Source organism: Brucella haematophila (assembly GCF_005938105.1).
In the GTDB taxonomy this organism is placed as follows: domain Bacteria; phylum Pseudomonadota; class Alphaproteobacteria; order Rhizobiales; family Rhizobiaceae; genus Brucella; species Brucella haematophila.
In genome coordinates this window covers 206,135-220,944 of the sequence record NZ_VCPE01000006.1, presented here as the reverse complement: position 1 = coordinate 220,944, position 14,810 = coordinate 206,135, and the positions used below count along the sequence as shown (strand labels likewise).

Here is a 14,810-nt window from a genome sequence, read left to right as displayed (position 1 = left end):
ACCGCATGAACCGCCCCTTTCCAGTGAGTGCTACCTTAACCGCAATCGCCATTGGCTATAAAAATCCGAATGCAGGCATGATTCACAGCGGCGTGCTGCCGCCCGTTCCGGTCATGTCCGAACGCTTTTCATGGCTGACCTATCCGATCGCCCAGGCATTTACTGTTCCCGAATTGCAGGTAGGCCGCAAAGGTCGCGTCAATCAGGTTGAGTTCTCGACTGAACCGAACGAAGGCACGGTTCGGCATTATGGTCTGGATGATGTTATTCCCATCACCGATATAGACGAGGCGAAAAAGGCGCGGGAAACCAAACGCAGCACCTATGATCCTGAAGCTGCCGCGACTGAAGGATTGTCCCGCCTGATTGAACTGGGCCGCGAAGTTCGCGCCGCCCGGATCGTCCAGAAGCCGGATAACTACGATGCGCAACGGCGTATAGAGCTTTCCGGTGAACAGAAATTCTCCAACTTCGAGAAATCCGACCCGTTTGCCATGCTTAACGACGCGATGAACAAGCCGCTTGTTTACCGGGCAAACACGGTGTCGATGGGGCAGGAGGTCTGGGAGGTCATCAAGCGCCACCCGCGTCTGATCAAGGCTGCGAAAGGTGGCTTGACGGAAGACGGCGCAATCAGCCGCGAACAGTTTGCTGAACTCTTGGAGATCGATCCGAAGCGGCTGCTTATCGGCATTTCCATGGAGAACGCAGCCGCCAAGGGCCAGCCGGTCAATCTGGTGAAGGTGTGGGGCAACTCCATCCAGTTGCTTTATGTCGATACCTCCAAGGCATCGCCGGAAGACAATATTCTGACGTGGGGCTTTACGGCGGAATATGAAACCCGGATTGCCGGTTCAGTTCCCGCGCCGGAAGTCGGCCTGAAAGGCGGCGCTCGCATCCGCGTCGGTGAAATGGTGGAAGAAGTCGTTTGCGCCAAGTCGCTCGGCTGCATCATCCAGAACGTCATCTAACGGCTTGTCGCCCGGAATTGCGGGCGGCGCTTCCTCTTTTCTCATTGATCGGATACCGCCATGGATGTTTCGCTTCTGATCCGGCTTGTTGACCAATTCACCGGCCCTGCACAGAAAGTGCGGGGATCGCTGGAAAACATCGGCGCAGGCATAAAGAAGTTCGGAGACGGCTTCTCCGGTGCCATTAAGGACGGCTTCCAGATTGAAAACCTTGAACAAGCGACAAAGAATGCAGAAGCAAAGCTGACACAGGCGCGCAGCAAGCTCCTCGGTGCATTCGGTCAGGCGCTTGCTATCGGCGCGCCGGTCATCAAGGCAGCGCAGTTTGACCAGTCCATGAAGGGACTTGAGAAAGTCCTCAATGATTTGCCGGTCGAACGTGTCCAACAGTTGCGCAAATTCGCACTGGACACGAGCGCTCTTATCCCGGTCGCCGCAAAGGACATTCTTGAACTTATGTCGGAAGCCGCGCAGGGCGGCGTTCCGCAAGAGGAACTCGAAGCGTTCTCGACCTATGTGGCGAAAGCTGCTGTCGCCTTCGATATGGCAGGTCAGGAGATCGGGGAACGGTTCGCCAAGCTTCGCAACGTCTACAAGCTCAATCAGGAAGGCATTGAGGACCTTGGCGATGCCACAAACCATCTATCGAACAATATGGCCGCAAAGGCCAACGAAATCACTGATTTTACCAATCGGGCGAATGCCGCTGCGGGTACGCTGAAGTTATCCGCCGTCCAGATGGCTGCTATCGGTACAGCAATGGTTGCAGCCGGTTCCGTTCCCGAAACGGCGGCGCGTGGTATGGTTGCCTTCTCCACCCGCGTTCTGGCGGGTGGCAAGAAAATCGACGCCGCATTTGAAAGCATGGGGGTTTCGCGAGAGAAACTTCTGGATGATATCCAGAATGAAGGTCCAACGGCGCTTCTGAAATTCTTCGAAACACTGGCGGAAAAGGGCGACGAAGGCAAGGCCGCGCTCAAGGATATCGTCGGTCAGGACTATTTCAAGGATTTCGCCAAGCTGATCGACAACCCGCAGCTTCTGGCAAAGGCTCTGCAACTGGTCGCCAATCAAAGCGACTATGCCGGATCAGCGACCGAGGAAGCCGCCAAACAGGCAGAGGGCGCAGTCAAAAAATGGGAGTTGCTGGTCAATAAGCTCAATCGCGGTGCTATCATCATTGGTGACAAGCTGTTGCCGACACTGGTTGAGTTGGCCGAAAGCGTGGGCGGTGTTATTGATCGGTTCTCCGCCTTTGCCGACGCAAATCCCGGCCTTGTCAAGAAAATCGTTTCAACCGTTGCGGCTTTGATGGGGCTTTCGATTGCTGGAAAGGTACTTGGTTTTGCCTTTGCCGGAATGCGGGTTGGCCTCTTACCGCTGTTGGGCTTCTTCCTCAAGTTCAACAGCGCTGGACGCAATGTCGCCAAGGGTTGGCTTCTCATGCGTCTTGGTGCAGAGGGAGCGCGAAGGGTGTTCGGGCTGTTCGCCGCTTCCGCTCGTATAGTTGCAGCCGGGCTGCGTGGGATTGCTTCAGGGGCCGCTCAAGCTGCTCGCCAGATAATTTCTACGCAAGGACGTGCTCGCACGATGGCGACCGCGCTTCGCCGCGTCATGGCCGGTTCGTGGATGCTGTCCATGGGCTTCCAGATACTTGACGATCTCGGACGCACCCCGGAAGAACGCCTTGAACAATTGCGCAAGAATGCCGAGCGCTGGCAGAAGTTTGAACAGGACGTAGAGAAAAGCTGGTTCGGGCAGATGTGGCAGGGCGTGAAAGACCAGGCCAATGCCATGATGGGGCTTGAACAAGGCGTCATCCCTGCCGAGGCGCTTGCCGCTTGGGGCAAAGCCAAAGGGCAGCAATTCTATAATCTTGCCGGTGACTGGATCGACCAGTTGGCGGCGGGCCTGTCGGCATCGTGGCAGAAGATACGGGATTGGTTCACACAGAAAATCGAAGAACTGAAATCCCTGTTTACCTTCGATATGAAGATCAATTGGCCTGAGCCTCCAGCATGGTTGACCTATTTGATGGGGCTTGCCGGTAAAGGCGCAGAGACGATCAAGGGAGCGCTTACGCCGGACGCCGTCACGCCCTATGTGCCGAAGCCTTATAGCGGCCCGGATAGCCTGTCTTCCGTCCTTACAAACGGCAATATCGTCACGCTGGGCGACGATCAGTTGCGGCAGACGATAAGTGCGGAGATTGTCGATAAGCGACCACCACAGCAGACCATAAACAATAGCTTTGTCATTAACGGTGCTGCCGATCCTAAAGCAGTGGCAAACAAGGTGCTTGGACGCATCGGGCAATCCATCAGCAGCGGCAGAGCGGGCGCGCTGCATGGAGGAACTGAATAATGATGGCGGCATCTGAGAACGTGAAAGACCAACCGGTCACTGTTCCTGAGTTGATAGGCTTCTATACCGAGGTTCTGAACGGCATCAGCGCCAGTGATAAAACACTGGTGCGGGCGTTCCGCGACACGAGCAATCTTACCGCGGAACAGCGGGACGCATACGCTCAATGGCTCGATGCGCGGAACGCCTTCCTTCAGGACATTATCCAGCTTGCTATGGAACGGCACATCTTCGAGGTGGATAACAGGAATTAGCAAAGGAGATTGCTCCGGCTCTTTTGCTGATAGCGCGATGGGAAAAGCGCGACTGGCGGCGGCGGCTTTATGTACGGGAAGCCGCCGCCGCATTATTATTGATACAACCTGTCGTGGATTTGAGAGACTGAATAACGGCCCATGTCGGATTGGTTGCGCTCTCTTTGGCGAATTTATCCGGCAGGCTAAAAGTGGCTTCCGCCAGATGCGATTTAAAGATTACGTAAATGGTCTTTTAGAGACCTTTTAAACCGATGCACAAAAAACGGTTGCTGTAAAAACCAACGTCAAAAATCTCAAAACGAGCGTCACGCTACACCGCAAAATGCTTTACAGATGGCGACAGCAGTAACGCGTGCCCGAAACTTAGGTTCGATATGCTGGAAGGAGACGATGGTAGCGGAGGTCCGTCGCAATAACGTTAGCCGCAGCGAAATTATTGATTTGATTGCTTTTTCGCCGACGTCTGGAAGGCACGGTTGGAAGATTTTCCCACCGAGTTACAGGCATACGCCCGCAAGATTTACAGAAGGCCGCGTTTAGCGGCCTTTTTCATGCGCCTGCGCTGAAATTCTCGGCTGGTCTGAAATCGACGTTCGCGTTGGTTTCGACTTTGCCGACCTGACCACAGAATTTTTTGACAACGCGGCGATTTACCCCGCAAAGCAAGGCCGCTTGATGGCGGTCGGTGAGTTCCGGGGTGAGACGGTTATAGCGACGATTTTCGTCCTACTTGGAACTGAGGCGCTTTCGGTAATTTCTATGCGCCGCGCCAGCCGGAAGGAAAGGAAGTTATATGACGAACAATAAGCGAAAGGCGATCCGACCGCTGACAGATGCGGAGGAAGCGGAAATTCAAAGGGAAATCGCCTCTAACCCCGACGCGCCGGAATTGACGGATGAACAGGCCACGCAGCGCACGACGTTCGCGGAGGCGGTTCGGCGCACGCGAGGCCCCGGCAAGAAAGCCCCGAAAAAGCGGTCACGCTCCGGCTCGCCCCCGACGTCGTAGAAGCCTTGAGGCAGACGTGAAAGCGGCGCAGGAAGGCGCGGAAGCGCTGGCGGCTCGGAATACCGAGCTTGCAGCCAAAGCCAAGGCCCCAAAATCCGGCCCGGCTGTCGATATCGAAGCGATCAAGGCGAAAGCAGTGCGGAGGTCGAAGAGCATTCAAATCCACTTGTTATTGCAACATGCTTTGAGCATGTTCTCGGTATGGGCAAATACATCTACGACATTCGCGACTGCGATGTGACCGACAGAGTTTCGTTGCAAACGTTCCGTCAAAAGCGGGAACAATGGAGTACATGGCTTGACGATGATCCAGATCACGCCATCTGGAACGTCATCCATACTCTTGTCTGGAGAGACACAAATTTTGCAGCCATTAGTAAACTGGCTCTCGAAAATCCGACAGGGCCACTGCATACCACGCTTATCGGAGAAACACTCGTCAGTGGACATGTCACGATGCAGGTCATGGCACTCCGACGCCTTATTGATCGTCGTAAGGACGTTATTTCCCTGCCTCGATTGATTACTGACCTCAAAGCTAATTGGCAGTTATTGACCCGCGAGAATTTCGTTTGTTTCGACGGGTTGCCCTATGACTATGAAGCAGCGGCACGAGAGTTTTGGAAGGATAAGAAGCCGGAAGGCGCTATATGGGTGGATACGACCGGCCCCTGGCGTACGGAACATCGGAGAGATTGCATCGCCACTTTGATCGCCTTGCTGGTATTTCTCCGACCGACCGTAAAAGGCACGATGTTCTTCCGAAAACGCTGATTGCAACGGTTGAACGTTGGTTGCTCAATAGCCGAGCAATGGATGTAGCGGAATGGAGCCACGTACATGTAGCGCATGCAGCAAACGCGCAAAACCGTGAAGCGATTGCCCATGTGCAAGTAACAAATAACACTATTACGGCTGCTATCCGGGAAATTGCTCGTGTTACCGAAGCGATATCCGGTGAAATTCTATACATAGGAGGGCGATTAGGCGCATTAATGCCGATTGCGCAGTACGATATCTTTGATCGTTTGGAACGCCCCATTGCTTCAACGCCAATTCGCAAAGTGGCGGAAGAAGCATGGGATGCAAAGACACAGGAATGGGACGAGGCCGTCCGCGATGTGGCAGACGATCTTTTGAAATAAACGGTCTAGAAGACCTGAAAAATCCGCTTCGTTTTATCGATTGCGGCACGATTATTACTCCGGCGGGCCAGCCGCCGGAGACGTGTGGTGTTGGTTAAGCCAGTCCGCGAATTTTATCGAGCTTGGCTTCCGCATTCCGCTGACGCGCGACTTGGGCCAGTTCGGAAGGAACAACCCGACGACCAACCGGCCAAAACGAAATTCCTGCCAGTTTGAACGATTGAAGGCCGAACGGGATGCCGATGATCGTCATGCAGTTGAATACTCCTGCCACCAGATAGGTTAAGAATAGCACGATCCCAAACGTGCAGGCCCAAATAATGTTGGCGATGAACCCAATCGTACCTGTTGCCGCCGTCGTTGCAGATAGCTTTTTAGCGTCTAGCTCACGTACATGCACGACGTCTTTTCCAAATGGAAAAGCCGACATTTTAGCCATTTCAATAGCCGCACGGGAAATCGGCAGACCAATTATACTGATCGCAAACAAAACTGCGCCAATCAGCCAAAGGAACGCGATAAAGGCTCCCCCAAAAACAAACCATATAACATTGCCAGCAAAACGCATTTTATACCCCCTAATTTTGCAGTGAGTGACGTTCACTCCGCAAGCTGAGCTTTAGCGTATCCGCGTTTTGGTAGTCCAGTTGTGGTGCGATCAAATTCACATCTATTGCGTGCGATATTCTTAACGTCAAAGGGCTGTTTGTAGACGCCATTTCCCAAGCAATATTGCCGCGCCTTCTTTTGCTGCAATTTGAGCCGTTAACGAACCGTATTTCTCGCCAACAATTTCAACCCAATTTCGGAGTGTCGGCGGCAAGCTTTTTGGAAAAATATCAGCATCATTTGAGTTATGTTATTGAAGGACGTTTTAAAATGTGTTTATAGATCCATTTTATTGCTTGTTTTCGAAGTAATATATTGGAGATTATTTATACATTAACTTGAACCTCAGTATGGTTCCAGTGGTTATTCGGTCATTTTTATTGACTTTAATCGGCTTGTTGCTATCTTAATGCGCAAGGCCGACCAGTGCCCCTGTTTGATGGACTTAGAAACAATCAAGTTGTTCGTCAGGGAACGCACATGCCTACGTCCGAGCCTAATTTCCTTACCGCACGCGCAGTTTGCACGATGCCGGACGCTCCGCGCCGTTACGGGGGTGCGGCATGACCGTTCGTCTTATTCCTGCCACTCACCGCAAGCGTGAAGAACTGGATAAGCAAGCGGTGCGGCTCTTCGCGCAGGTGAAGCCGTACACCTATGCTTCTGTTCGTGGGTATCTGCTAGCGGAAGGGTTAGGCATGGGCGCGGATCATACCGAAGCCAACCGTTATGCTGATGAGGCCATGGCTTATATCCGCCGCCGTATCGAACAGATCGCGGCTATTACGATCTATGATCCCGATGCACGCATTAACTTCTGGAACCATTTTCACGAAGCCACGGGAGCGAACCGTTGAAAACGTTCATGGATCACATGGACGATGAAATCGTTCGTGACGACAAACAGAAAGCGCCATCGCCAAAAGGCGGTGACGCTGATGTGCGATTGATGCTCTTCATGCGAGCTTTCAAGGCCGGTCTGGTTTGCAGCGAGAAAGACCAGAAAGGCGCTATCGAAATCCTCGCTAATGCTTGCATCTACATTTCACGCTGCCGTAACGGCGTCAACGCTCGCGATAAGTTTGAAGCTCTTTGCAAGCGCTATTTCCCCGACGCCGACCGGGAATTGACCGACCATACCTATAATGAATGGCTGGAAGAGCGCGGTCTAATGACGGTCGAAGAAACCGGCGAACGCCTCAATATTACGCCAGAACAGCGCGAAAAACATCAACTTTGGCTTCTCGGCGCTCGCGGTGAAACGCAGGAACAGCGTTACGCCCGCCGCGCGGAGCGCGCGGCGGCGCGTGAAGTAGCGCGCAAGGCTCGGAAGAAGGTCACCGTTACAAGTATCGCCAAGGAACTCGGCGTAACGCGCATGACTGTCCATCGGTGGATAAAGACCGGAAAGCTAAAGGTCGAAAACGGTGAGACTACTCCCGGTTACACTCTTGTTTCCGTATATAATAAGGAGGAAGCGAAAAGTGTAACATCGGGTAGTCTCAATCAGTCTCAGCCTTGGATCGTCCTCGGCATTAGCCGCGCTACCTATTTCCGCAAGAAGCGCGCCGAAGGCGGACGGCTTCAAAGCCGTCCCGCCGATAATATCGCGCAGATTGATAAGACCGTCGCTGCGGCGATAGAGCCGAACGTTCTTCGGCCTGATTTCAATCTCTCTACAATCCGGTCCATTGTCATCATTGATGGCGTTGCAACCATCGTTGCTTCGCAGCAGCTTGCCGTTAGCTCTTCGCACTCGGCTTCGCCCGACATTCTGGCGAGGTCTTGCGGATGACTTTCCAGCGCCACTTCGCCCGCCATTACACGCCCCCCTGCAAAACGATCTTTTGCGGCCCCCGGAAGGGCGCGGGCAACACGGCCCCGGTTTTCGAGCGTATTTCCGATTTTGTAATCTCCGTTTTGTTTGAGGTTTATGCGCAGTGAGAACACCACAAAGATCGCCCGAAGTTAGCTTCATTTATCGCAAGTGTTGCGCGAGTAACCTCGCACTAGGCGCATGGGTCGAGGCTGTTAATGAGCCGCCAATTGGTCGCGGCGATGTTCTCGACGTTCCGTTGTCGACTTCTATAACGTGGCAGCGCGAAATCGGCGTTGCTCGCCACGAAGCCAGCCACGCGGTTACGGCCCACGTCCTTGGGGTATCGATTGCCTCAGTAAGCATCGACGTTCCCGCGCTAATCTCATATGTCCGCCCCTCCGACGACGCCGCCAAGCGCGTCGCGTTGGCGGTCGCGGGTCCAATCGCGGATGATTTGCTTGCAGGCGTCAAGCCCGGAACGGGCGTTGTAGAAATTCGAACTACCATGCGGCGTATCCGTTCTTGTCGTTTCGGGGCCTGTGATAGTTGCGCCGCTGCATTCGACGCATTGATTGCCGCTGGTGGAGCGCAGGCGTCTGACCGCGATGTATTCCGCATCATTCGCCGCATTGAGCGGCGCGTGATTGCTTTCCTCGAAAATCCCAAAACCCAAATCGCGGTTTCCGCACTTGCATCTGCCTTAATGGAAAAAGGTGTTCTGGATGGGGAAACCGCTCACGAAATTATTCGCGCAGCCGGACCGGCTGCGTTGGAGATTTAGAAAGATATTCGATGCCTGATCCTCATTTCAAACAACGCCGTGATGCAATCCGGGCAGAGGCAATTACTAATGCACTTCTGCATCGCGCCGATCCTGAAAATCACCCGCTGACTACAGAAGGCGCTCGCGACTTCGTAGGTTATTCACTTGTAGAGTTGGCGCGCGATACGCTGGAAAATGGCGGTGTTTCTACAAGAGGCATGTCGCGGCAAGAAATTGCCGAGGCAGCTATGCAGGTTCGCAGTAGCGGAATGCATACCGCCGATGCCTTCCCGACTATCTTGACGAACGTGCTGAACAAGTCGCTTCGCTCCGGTTACGAAGCCGCTCCGCAGACCTTCCGTCCGCTCTCCAAGGTCAGCTATATTCCCGATTTCAAAGAAGTGGCCCGCGTGCAGCTTAGTGAGGCACCAACGCTTGAGGCAGTCGGCGAACACGGCCAGTTTAAGCACGGCGATATGGGCGAGGCTTCCGAACGGTTCCACGTCGAGACTTTCGGTAAAATCGTATCGCTGACCCGGCAGACCATTATCAATGACGATATCGGGGCTTTCACCCGCATTCCGCGCGCCTTCGGCGTGCAGGCTGCACAGCTTGAAAGCGATGTGGTTTGGGCGCAGATCATCGGTAATCCAACGATGGGCGACGGGCTTCCCCTGTTCCATTCCAAGCATAAAAATCTTCTCGCAACGGACTGGATCAGCAAATCCAGCTTTTCGGAAGCTTTCCTTCGGATGGGGTTGCAGACGGGAACGGACGAAGCCACGTTCTTGAATTTCGCGCCTGTCTTTCTTATTGTGCCGAAGGCATTGCAGACGGATGCGGAAACCTTTCTTGAGCTATTCTATCCGGCAGGCCAACAAGACGCGGTTCCACCATCATTCCGCAACATCACGGTCATTTCCGAGGCACGACTTGATCAGGGTATCGAGCGCTTTGGTATCGCTGGAAGCGAAAAGGCTTTTTACTTCTCAGCCTCGCCATCTGCCGTCGATCTGGTCGAAGTTGCATATCTCGACGGCCAGCAAGGCGTTTTCACCGAAACTCGCACGGGCTTCGAAGTTGACGGCATAGAAATCAAATGCCGCCTCGACATTGGTGCGAAAGCCATCGACTGGCGAGGCTTCTCCAGAAATTCAGGACGTTAATCAATGGCCGCGCCTATGAGCGCGGCCTTCAAATTCATGAGGTCAAGAATGCTTGATACCATCAAAAAAATCATCAAAGGCGGCGACGCTCAGACGTCGGAAACACTGAAAGCCGCGCTTGCCAAAATCGACCTAGCTAAGTTGCAGTCCGATCTTGACGCTGCACGTGGTGAAAGGGCGCGGCTTCTTCTTGAGGGAACGGACGCCGATATTCAGACCGCTGAACAGAAAATCGACGCGGCCCGGATCGCTCTTGATCGCGGGCGAGCGGCTTCGGAAGAAATCACAGCCCGCATTGGCAAGGCGGAACAGAATGAAGCCGAAGATGCGTTTCAAGCCGAACGCGCAGCCGTCGAAAAAAAGGCAGATGACGCAGCCAAAAATCTCGCAAAGGTCTACCCGGAAGCCTCGAAAGTCATCATCCAAGCTCTCGAACTGCTCATGCAAGCACAGGCGGAAGTTGACAACTTCAACAGCCGTTGCATCGCGCGCGAGCGCGCCGATGACCGTATTGACGACGTCGAAAACCGTGCCTGGGGCGAAACGGACTGGCGGCGGTATCCGCAATACGGCGTGATTGCCAATACCAGTCTTCGTCCAACGCCGACGACGCCCGGCTTCGGTTCGGGACGCCAGCAACATAATCGTTAGTATAAGGCCGCGCCATTCGCGCGGCCCCTTTGATAGGGGGCCAACATGGCCAATCTTACATCTTCACTTCTCGTTCGGCTTGTCGATGGCATTTCCAAGCCAGCGGCAAAAGCGGCGACCGCCATGCGCGGTATTGGGAAGGCTGCGACCGACATAAACGGTATGCAGTCCCGTTTGCACTCGGCGATTGAGCGTAACAATAAGGCGCTCGACAACGCGCGTGGTCGCCTGTTTGATGCCGGTGCCGCACTTTATACACTCAAGGCGGCGCTTTCCGCGCCATATGATGCAGCGGTAAATCTTGAAACGCAGCTTGAGGATATCGGCCAGAAGGCCAATATTCCGCAAGAGCGTCTTGGCGCGCTTGGCAAGCAGCTTCGCCAAGTTGCTCGCGACACCAATCAGGCAACGTCGAAGATGGCGCAGGGTATGGATACCCTCGTCGGCTTCGGCGCAAATGAAAATGATGCGCTCGGCCTTCTCAAGCCTATTGGTCGGGCCGCGACCGCCTACCGCGCGGAAGTCGATGATCTTGCCAATGCGGGTTATGCCGCCCTTACAAATCTTCAAGTACCCGCAACGGACTTCGGCAAGGCGCTCGACGCCATGGCGCAGGCCGGTAAGGAAGGCGCTTTCGAACTTCGCGACATGGCGCAGTATTTCCCGTCGCTCGGCGCTGCATATGGAGCGCTCCAGCAAAAGGGTGTTCCCGCTGTTGCTGACCTTGCGGCGGCATTGCAGATTGCCCGCAAAGGTGCCGGTGAAAGCTCGGAAGCGGCTACCAATCTTGGCAACGTCCTTCAAAAGATCAACGCTCCGCAGACCCGCAAAGCTTTTAAAAAGATGGGCGTTGACCTTGAGAAGTCGATGAAACAGGCGGCGGCAAAAGGCATGACGCCTATTGAAGCCATTGCCGAAATCACCAACCGGACGCTTAAAGGCGATCTCGGCAAGCTCGGCGATCTTTTCCAAGATAGCGAGGTTCAAAAGGCGCTTCGTCCTCTTATCCAGAATATCGCGGAGTACCGCCGTATCCGCGCCGAAGCGATGAAGGCGCAAGGCGTCGTTGAAGAAGATTATCAGCGCCGCCTCAAGACGTCTCGCGGCTTCGCGGATCGCCTTCGCGCGACCATTGAAAACCTCAATGCCTCGCTTGGCGTCGCTCTTCTTCCAGCCTTAAACGATATCGCCGACAAGGTTTCCGAAGTGGCGAACAAGCTCGCCGCCTTCGCCGAAGCCAATCCGAAGCTGACGCGCTCTATCGTAATGGTGACGTCATCGCTGATCGGTATGCGCATCGCTCTTACGGGCCTGCAATTCCTTGGCCTGATGGGTAAAGGCGGTGCGCTATCTGTGGCATCCCTTGCCATCGGCAGTATCGGGAAGGCAAGTAGCCTTACGGGGCGCATACTATCGGGTACGCTTGGCAAGGCAGTAACAAGGGTTTCCGGGTACTTCGGCACACTTGCCTTTCGTTCAAGGCTCGCTACGGCGGCAACTGGCAAAGCGCCGGGCGTATTCGCCCGGCTTGCTGATGCTGGTATCGTTGCCGGTCGCGGCCTTCTTCGGATGCTCAATCCGCTCAATCTCCTGCGCGGTGGCTTCTCTATCCTTCGTGGGGCAGCGGTAGTCCTTCGCGGCGCTCTGATGTTTACCGGCGTCGGGGCTGTCCTAGCCGGGATCGCGGCGGAGGGCACGCTGATCTACAACAATTGGGAAGGTTTGAAATCCTTCTTCGTTGGTGTCGGCGAAGGCTTCATGAAGGCTCTTGAGCCGGTAAAGCCGATCATCGAACCCATCGCGAAGTTTTCGACCGATATCTTCAATTCGATTAGTAATCTCCTTGGACCGTTGGGCGCGACAAACGCCGAATGGAAGTCATGGGGTGAAACTGTCGGCGGCGTCGTAGGCGGCGCTGTTTCAACCATTATCGACAAGATCAGCACACTTGTAGGCTGGTTGCGTCAAGGCGTTGAAGCGGCAGGCAAGCTTATGTCTGCTTTGTCCGGGCCTATCGGTCCTAGCGGCCTTCCTTATACCGTTACTGGTGGCTCCGATGGTTCTGGCGGCGTCAATACGCCTTCCTACATGGGCGGGGCTATCGTACCGGACGGCAAGCGTGCAAAGGGCGGGCCAATCTCCGCCGGTAGTTCATATCTTGTCGGCGAGGAAGGTGCGGAAATCATTACGCCTAGCCGGAATGGCTACGTCCATCCGAACGGCCAAGCGCCCGCATTTGCAGGTCGGGGCGGAAACGCGGTGACAGTCACCAATCACAACACGTTCAGCATCAGCGGTGTCGGAAACAACCTGCGGCAAGTTGCCGAAGAAGTCGGGCGTTACCTAAACGATATGACCGCTACCGGACTGCGCGGCATTCACGCGGATTGGGATTAGCAATGACGATTGTCGATGACCTCAAGGCGTTGCAGCCGACTATATATCAACATGCGCTAGATGAATTTCAGAAAGCCATGGACGCCGGATTAACTTCGGAAGCCGAAATTCAGCGGGAAACGGGGTTCATGGATCGCGTCGCCAGTCGCGCGGCTTACTATTTTTACGAATTTGTCTCCCGCGATCCTGCGGACTTCAAAAGCGGCGCTGGTCACGGTTTCGTCTACGCGTGGTGCATGGCCGAACGTGAAACGCTTCGGCGAGCCGTAGCAGCGATTTCGAAACCAGACGCCAAGGGGCGAGAGGTCGAAATTCTGCAAGCACTGCTAGAAGACGGTCGCGTAGACGATGCGGTCAAGCAAACCGCGCCACTAGTCACCGCTACTGGCAATGTCGTCACGCTTCCTAGGAAACGGGTCACAGACCAATAAACGGAAGGCCCGCTTTATGCGGGCCTTTTTATGCTCGTTTCATCCGGTCAATGCTTTCGGCAAGATCGGGGAATACTTCACCGAAAGGCCGGAAGGCTTTCAATTTTGCCGTGTCGCTTGACGCCTAGGTGCGTCCCATTTCGAAATGCTGATAGCTTAACGCCTCAAGCGGCATAGACGCCATCGTTATTCTGCCCCCATCTTCATAGCCCACTCGGAATGCCTGTTCATATCGATCAGGACCTACAAGCCAAAGGAACGGCGGCTTGCGCTTGCGCAAAGCCGCAACCTTCTTGAAGGCATTCTTGGACGCATTCTTTTCATCGTGCAATTCATGCGGGTTCCACGCAAAATGCTTCATATATTCGGCCAAAGCATCAATTTCTTTCCGCGACTTCTTCACTTCGCAGGCGATGTACTCGTCCATGGTGTCGGGGTTCTTAGTCACAATCACATCAAAAGCCCAATCTCCTGCGGATTGCGTTCCTATATATTCTCGCGGCCAGCCAAGGTCGAAATGAAGGCGAGCCAGAAAGCCGAGCGTGATTACTGGCTCAATCCATAATGTGAATGTCCGTGGCGAAGCTTTTTTGCTGCCAGACCAGAAAAATTGTTCGGATGCACCGCTACGGGCTGCGCGATATTTCCCTGCTCCGATGTGGGTTACAAGCTGGCCGTTCCACGCTCGGATAAAATCAGCCATGTCGGTTTCTGACAGCCGCACGGATCGCGGATCAAAGCCGCTTGGCTGAAATCCGCCACCGTTTCCGGTGCAGAAATGCGGGATGAGCGCTTCGGTAAGAAGGTTCTGAAAAGAAAGTGAGGTGTCCGTTTTCAAATCGGCTTACTTTCGAAGTACGCGGCTTTCCCTGTCGCTCAGCCATTTCTTTCCATCTTTTTCGCTAGTCCACGGGTTGCCGAATTCCCGTTGATCGGGAATAGGCTCGCCAGCCTTAATAGCGGTGCGCACGGCACGGCGCTCGCGCCGATGCTCAGCTTCTTTAAAGGGCTTGTCGCTATCGGCGGTGGTTATGCCCGTGATAGGCGTCTTCTTTCTGGAACGGCTCATCGTCATTATCCCTAAGCTGTTGCGAAGCTAACGGGTTGCGATGAAGGCATCAAGCGCGCGTTCGCGGCAGTTTGTCAGGGGAATATAACATGCCCTTTGGCATCAGTTTCCGGTGAATATCCCTGGTTTCTGTATTGCAACACGACGCAAGGGGAGGTT

16 protein-coding genes and 1 pseudogene are annotated in these 14,810 nt (G+C 54.4%); 14 read left to right on the top strand and 3 right to left on the bottom strand.

Annotation, left to right across the window (positions count from 1 at the left end; genetic code table 11):
- The first annotated feature begins 5 nt into the window (after nt 1-5).
- From FGI60_RS12125 to FGI60_RS12095, 7 genes and pseudogenes are all read left to right on the top strand, one after another.
- The gene (locus tag FGI60_RS12125; RefSeq protein ID WP_138785386.1) at nt 6-971 is read left to right on the top strand and encodes a capsid protein; all 966 of its coding nucleotides are present in this window, start codon (nt 6-8) and stop codon (nt 969-971) included.
- Between the two features lie 60 nt (nt 972-1,031).
- The gene (locus tag FGI60_RS12120; RefSeq protein ID WP_138785385.1) at nt 1,032-3,335 is read left to right on the top strand and encodes a phage tail tape measure protein; all 2,304 of its coding nucleotides are present in this window, start codon (nt 1,032-1,034) and stop codon (nt 3,333-3,335) included.
- Nucleotides 3,335-3,589 (top strand): hypothetical protein, encoded by a 255-nt coding sequence (locus FGI60_RS12115; RefSeq protein ID WP_138785384.1) that lies wholly within the window; start codon nt 3,335-3,337, stop codon nt 3,587-3,589. Before FGI60_RS12120 ends, FGI60_RS12115 begins: the two co-directional genes overlap by 1 nt.
- 570 nt (nt 3,590-4,159) lie before the next feature.
- Nucleotides 4,160-4,399, top strand: a complete 240-nt coding sequence (locus FGI60_RS12110; protein WP_138785455.1) for a BrnT family toxin — start codon at nt 4,160-4,162, stop codon at nt 4,397-4,399.
- Nucleotides 4,400-4,573: 174 nt separating this feature from the next.
- Nucleotides 4,574-4,621 (top strand): annotated as a pseudogene (locus tag FGI60_RS26815) (hypothetical protein); the annotation flags it as partial.
- A 181-nt stretch (nt 4,622-4,802) separates the two neighbouring features.
- A complete protein-coding gene (locus FGI60_RS12100; protein WP_138785383.1) occupies nt 4,803-5,375 on the top strand; it encodes a hypothetical protein in 573 nt (190 codons plus the stop codon).
- Between the two features lie 38 nt (nt 5,376-5,413).
- Entirely contained in the window at nt 5,414-5,746 is a 333-nt protein-coding gene (locus FGI60_RS12095; protein WP_138785382.1) for a hypothetical protein, read from the top strand.
- A gap of 94 nt (nt 5,747-5,840) precedes the next feature.
- On the opposite strand, the gene FGI60_RS12090 is transcribed toward FGI60_RS12095, so the two are convergent.
- Entirely contained in the window at nt 5,841-6,314 is a 474-nt protein-coding gene (locus FGI60_RS12090) for a YccF family protein (protein ID WP_138785381.1), read from the bottom strand.
- A gap of 604 nt (nt 6,315-6,918) precedes the next feature.
- Here FGI60_RS12090 and FGI60_RS12085 point away from each other — a divergent pair.
- The 7 genes from FGI60_RS12085 to FGI60_RS12055 all read left to right on the top strand — a co-directional run bounded on the left by FGI60_RS12085 (nt 6,919) and on the right by FGI60_RS12055 (nt 13,582).
- Complete coding sequence (locus tag FGI60_RS12085; RefSeq protein ID WP_138785380.1) at nt 6,919-7,212, top strand: hypothetical protein; 294 nt, start codon at nt 6,919-6,921, stop codon at nt 7,210-7,212.
- Nucleotides 7,209-8,150, top strand: coding sequence for a helix-turn-helix domain-containing protein (locus FGI60_RS12080; RefSeq protein ID WP_138785379.1), 942 nt, complete (start codon nt 7,209-7,211; stop codon nt 8,148-8,150). Before FGI60_RS12085 ends, FGI60_RS12080 begins: the two co-directional genes overlap by 4 nt.
- Before the next feature lie 145 nt (nt 8,151-8,295).
- Entirely contained in the window at nt 8,296-8,955 is a 660-nt protein-coding gene (locus tag FGI60_RS12075; protein WP_138785378.1) for a zinc metalloprotease, read from the top strand.
- Between the two features lie 11 nt (nt 8,956-8,966).
- On the top strand, nt 8,967-10,103 hold the full coding sequence (locus FGI60_RS12070; protein WP_138785377.1) for a phage major capsid protein: 1,137 nt from the start codon (nt 8,967-8,969) through the stop codon (nt 10,101-10,103).
- A 48-nt stretch (nt 10,104-10,151) separates the two neighbouring features.
- Nucleotides 10,152-10,754, top strand: coding sequence for a hypothetical protein (locus FGI60_RS12065; protein ID WP_138785376.1), 603 nt, complete (start codon nt 10,152-10,154; stop codon nt 10,752-10,754).
- Between the two features lie 45 nt (nt 10,755-10,799).
- Nucleotides 10,800-13,151, top strand: coding sequence for a phage tail tape measure protein (locus tag FGI60_RS12060; RefSeq protein WP_235889795.1), 2,352 nt, complete (start codon nt 10,800-10,802; stop codon nt 13,149-13,151).
- Nucleotides 13,152-13,153: 2 nt separating this feature from the next.
- The gene (locus tag FGI60_RS12055; protein WP_138785375.1) at nt 13,154-13,582 is read left to right on the top strand and encodes a hypothetical protein; all 429 of its coding nucleotides are present in this window, start codon (nt 13,154-13,156) and stop codon (nt 13,580-13,582) included.
- A gap of 124 nt (nt 13,583-13,706) precedes the next feature.
- Here the strand turns inward: FGI60_RS12055 and FGI60_RS12050 are convergent, their stop codons facing one another.
- Both FGI60_RS12050 and FGI60_RS12045 read right to left on the bottom strand, forming a co-directional pair.
- Nucleotides 13,707-14,420, bottom strand: coding sequence for a hypothetical protein (locus tag FGI60_RS12050; protein WP_138785374.1), 714 nt, complete (start codon nt 14,418-14,420; stop codon nt 13,707-13,709).
- 6 nt (nt 14,421-14,426) lie between these two features.
- Nucleotides 14,427-14,651 (bottom strand): hypothetical protein, encoded by a 225-nt coding sequence (locus FGI60_RS12045; protein ID WP_171058759.1) that lies wholly within the window; start codon nt 14,649-14,651, stop codon nt 14,427-14,429.
- Nucleotides 14,652-14,810: the final 159 nt, after the last annotated feature.

Coding starts and splice junctions, on each gene's coding strand:
- FGI60_RS12045 (WP_171058759.1), bottom strand. CDS start 14,651: ATGAGCCGTTCCAGAAAGAAGACGCCTATCACGGGCATAACCACCGCC.
- FGI60_RS12125 (WP_138785386.1), top strand. CDS start 6: ATGAACCGCCCCTTTCCAGTGAGTGCTACCTTAACCGCAATCGCCATT.
- FGI60_RS12070 (WP_138785377.1), top strand. CDS start 8,967: ATGCCTGATCCTCATTTCAAACAACGCCGTGATGCAATCCGGGCAGAG.
- FGI60_RS12120 (WP_138785385.1), top strand. CDS start 1,032: ATGGATGTTTCGCTTCTGATCCGGCTTGTTGACCAATTCACCGGCCCT.
- FGI60_RS12065 (WP_138785376.1), top strand. CDS start 10,152: ATGCTTGATACCATCAAAAAAATCATCAAAGGCGGCGACGCTCAGACG.
- FGI60_RS12090 (WP_138785381.1), bottom strand. CDS start 6,314: ATGCGTTTTGCTGGCAATGTTATATGGTTTGTTTTTGGGGGAGCCTTT.
- FGI60_RS12100 (WP_138785383.1), top strand. CDS start 4,803: ATGGGCAAATACATCTACGACATTCGCGACTGCGATGTGACCGACAGA.
- FGI60_RS12055 (WP_138785375.1), top strand. CDS start 13,154: ATGACGATTGTCGATGACCTCAAGGCGTTGCAGCCGACTATATATCAA.
- FGI60_RS12115 (WP_138785384.1), top strand. CDS start 3,335: ATGATGGCGGCATCTGAGAACGTGAAAGACCAACCGGTCACTGTTCCT.
- FGI60_RS12060 (WP_235889795.1), top strand. CDS start 10,800: ATGGCCAATCTTACATCTTCACTTCTCGTTCGGCTTGTCGATGGCATT.
- FGI60_RS12095 (WP_138785382.1), top strand. CDS start 5,414: ATGGATGTAGCGGAATGGAGCCACGTACATGTAGCGCATGCAGCAAAC.
- FGI60_RS12085 (WP_138785380.1), top strand. CDS start 6,919: ATGACCGTTCGTCTTATTCCTGCCACTCACCGCAAGCGTGAAGAACTG.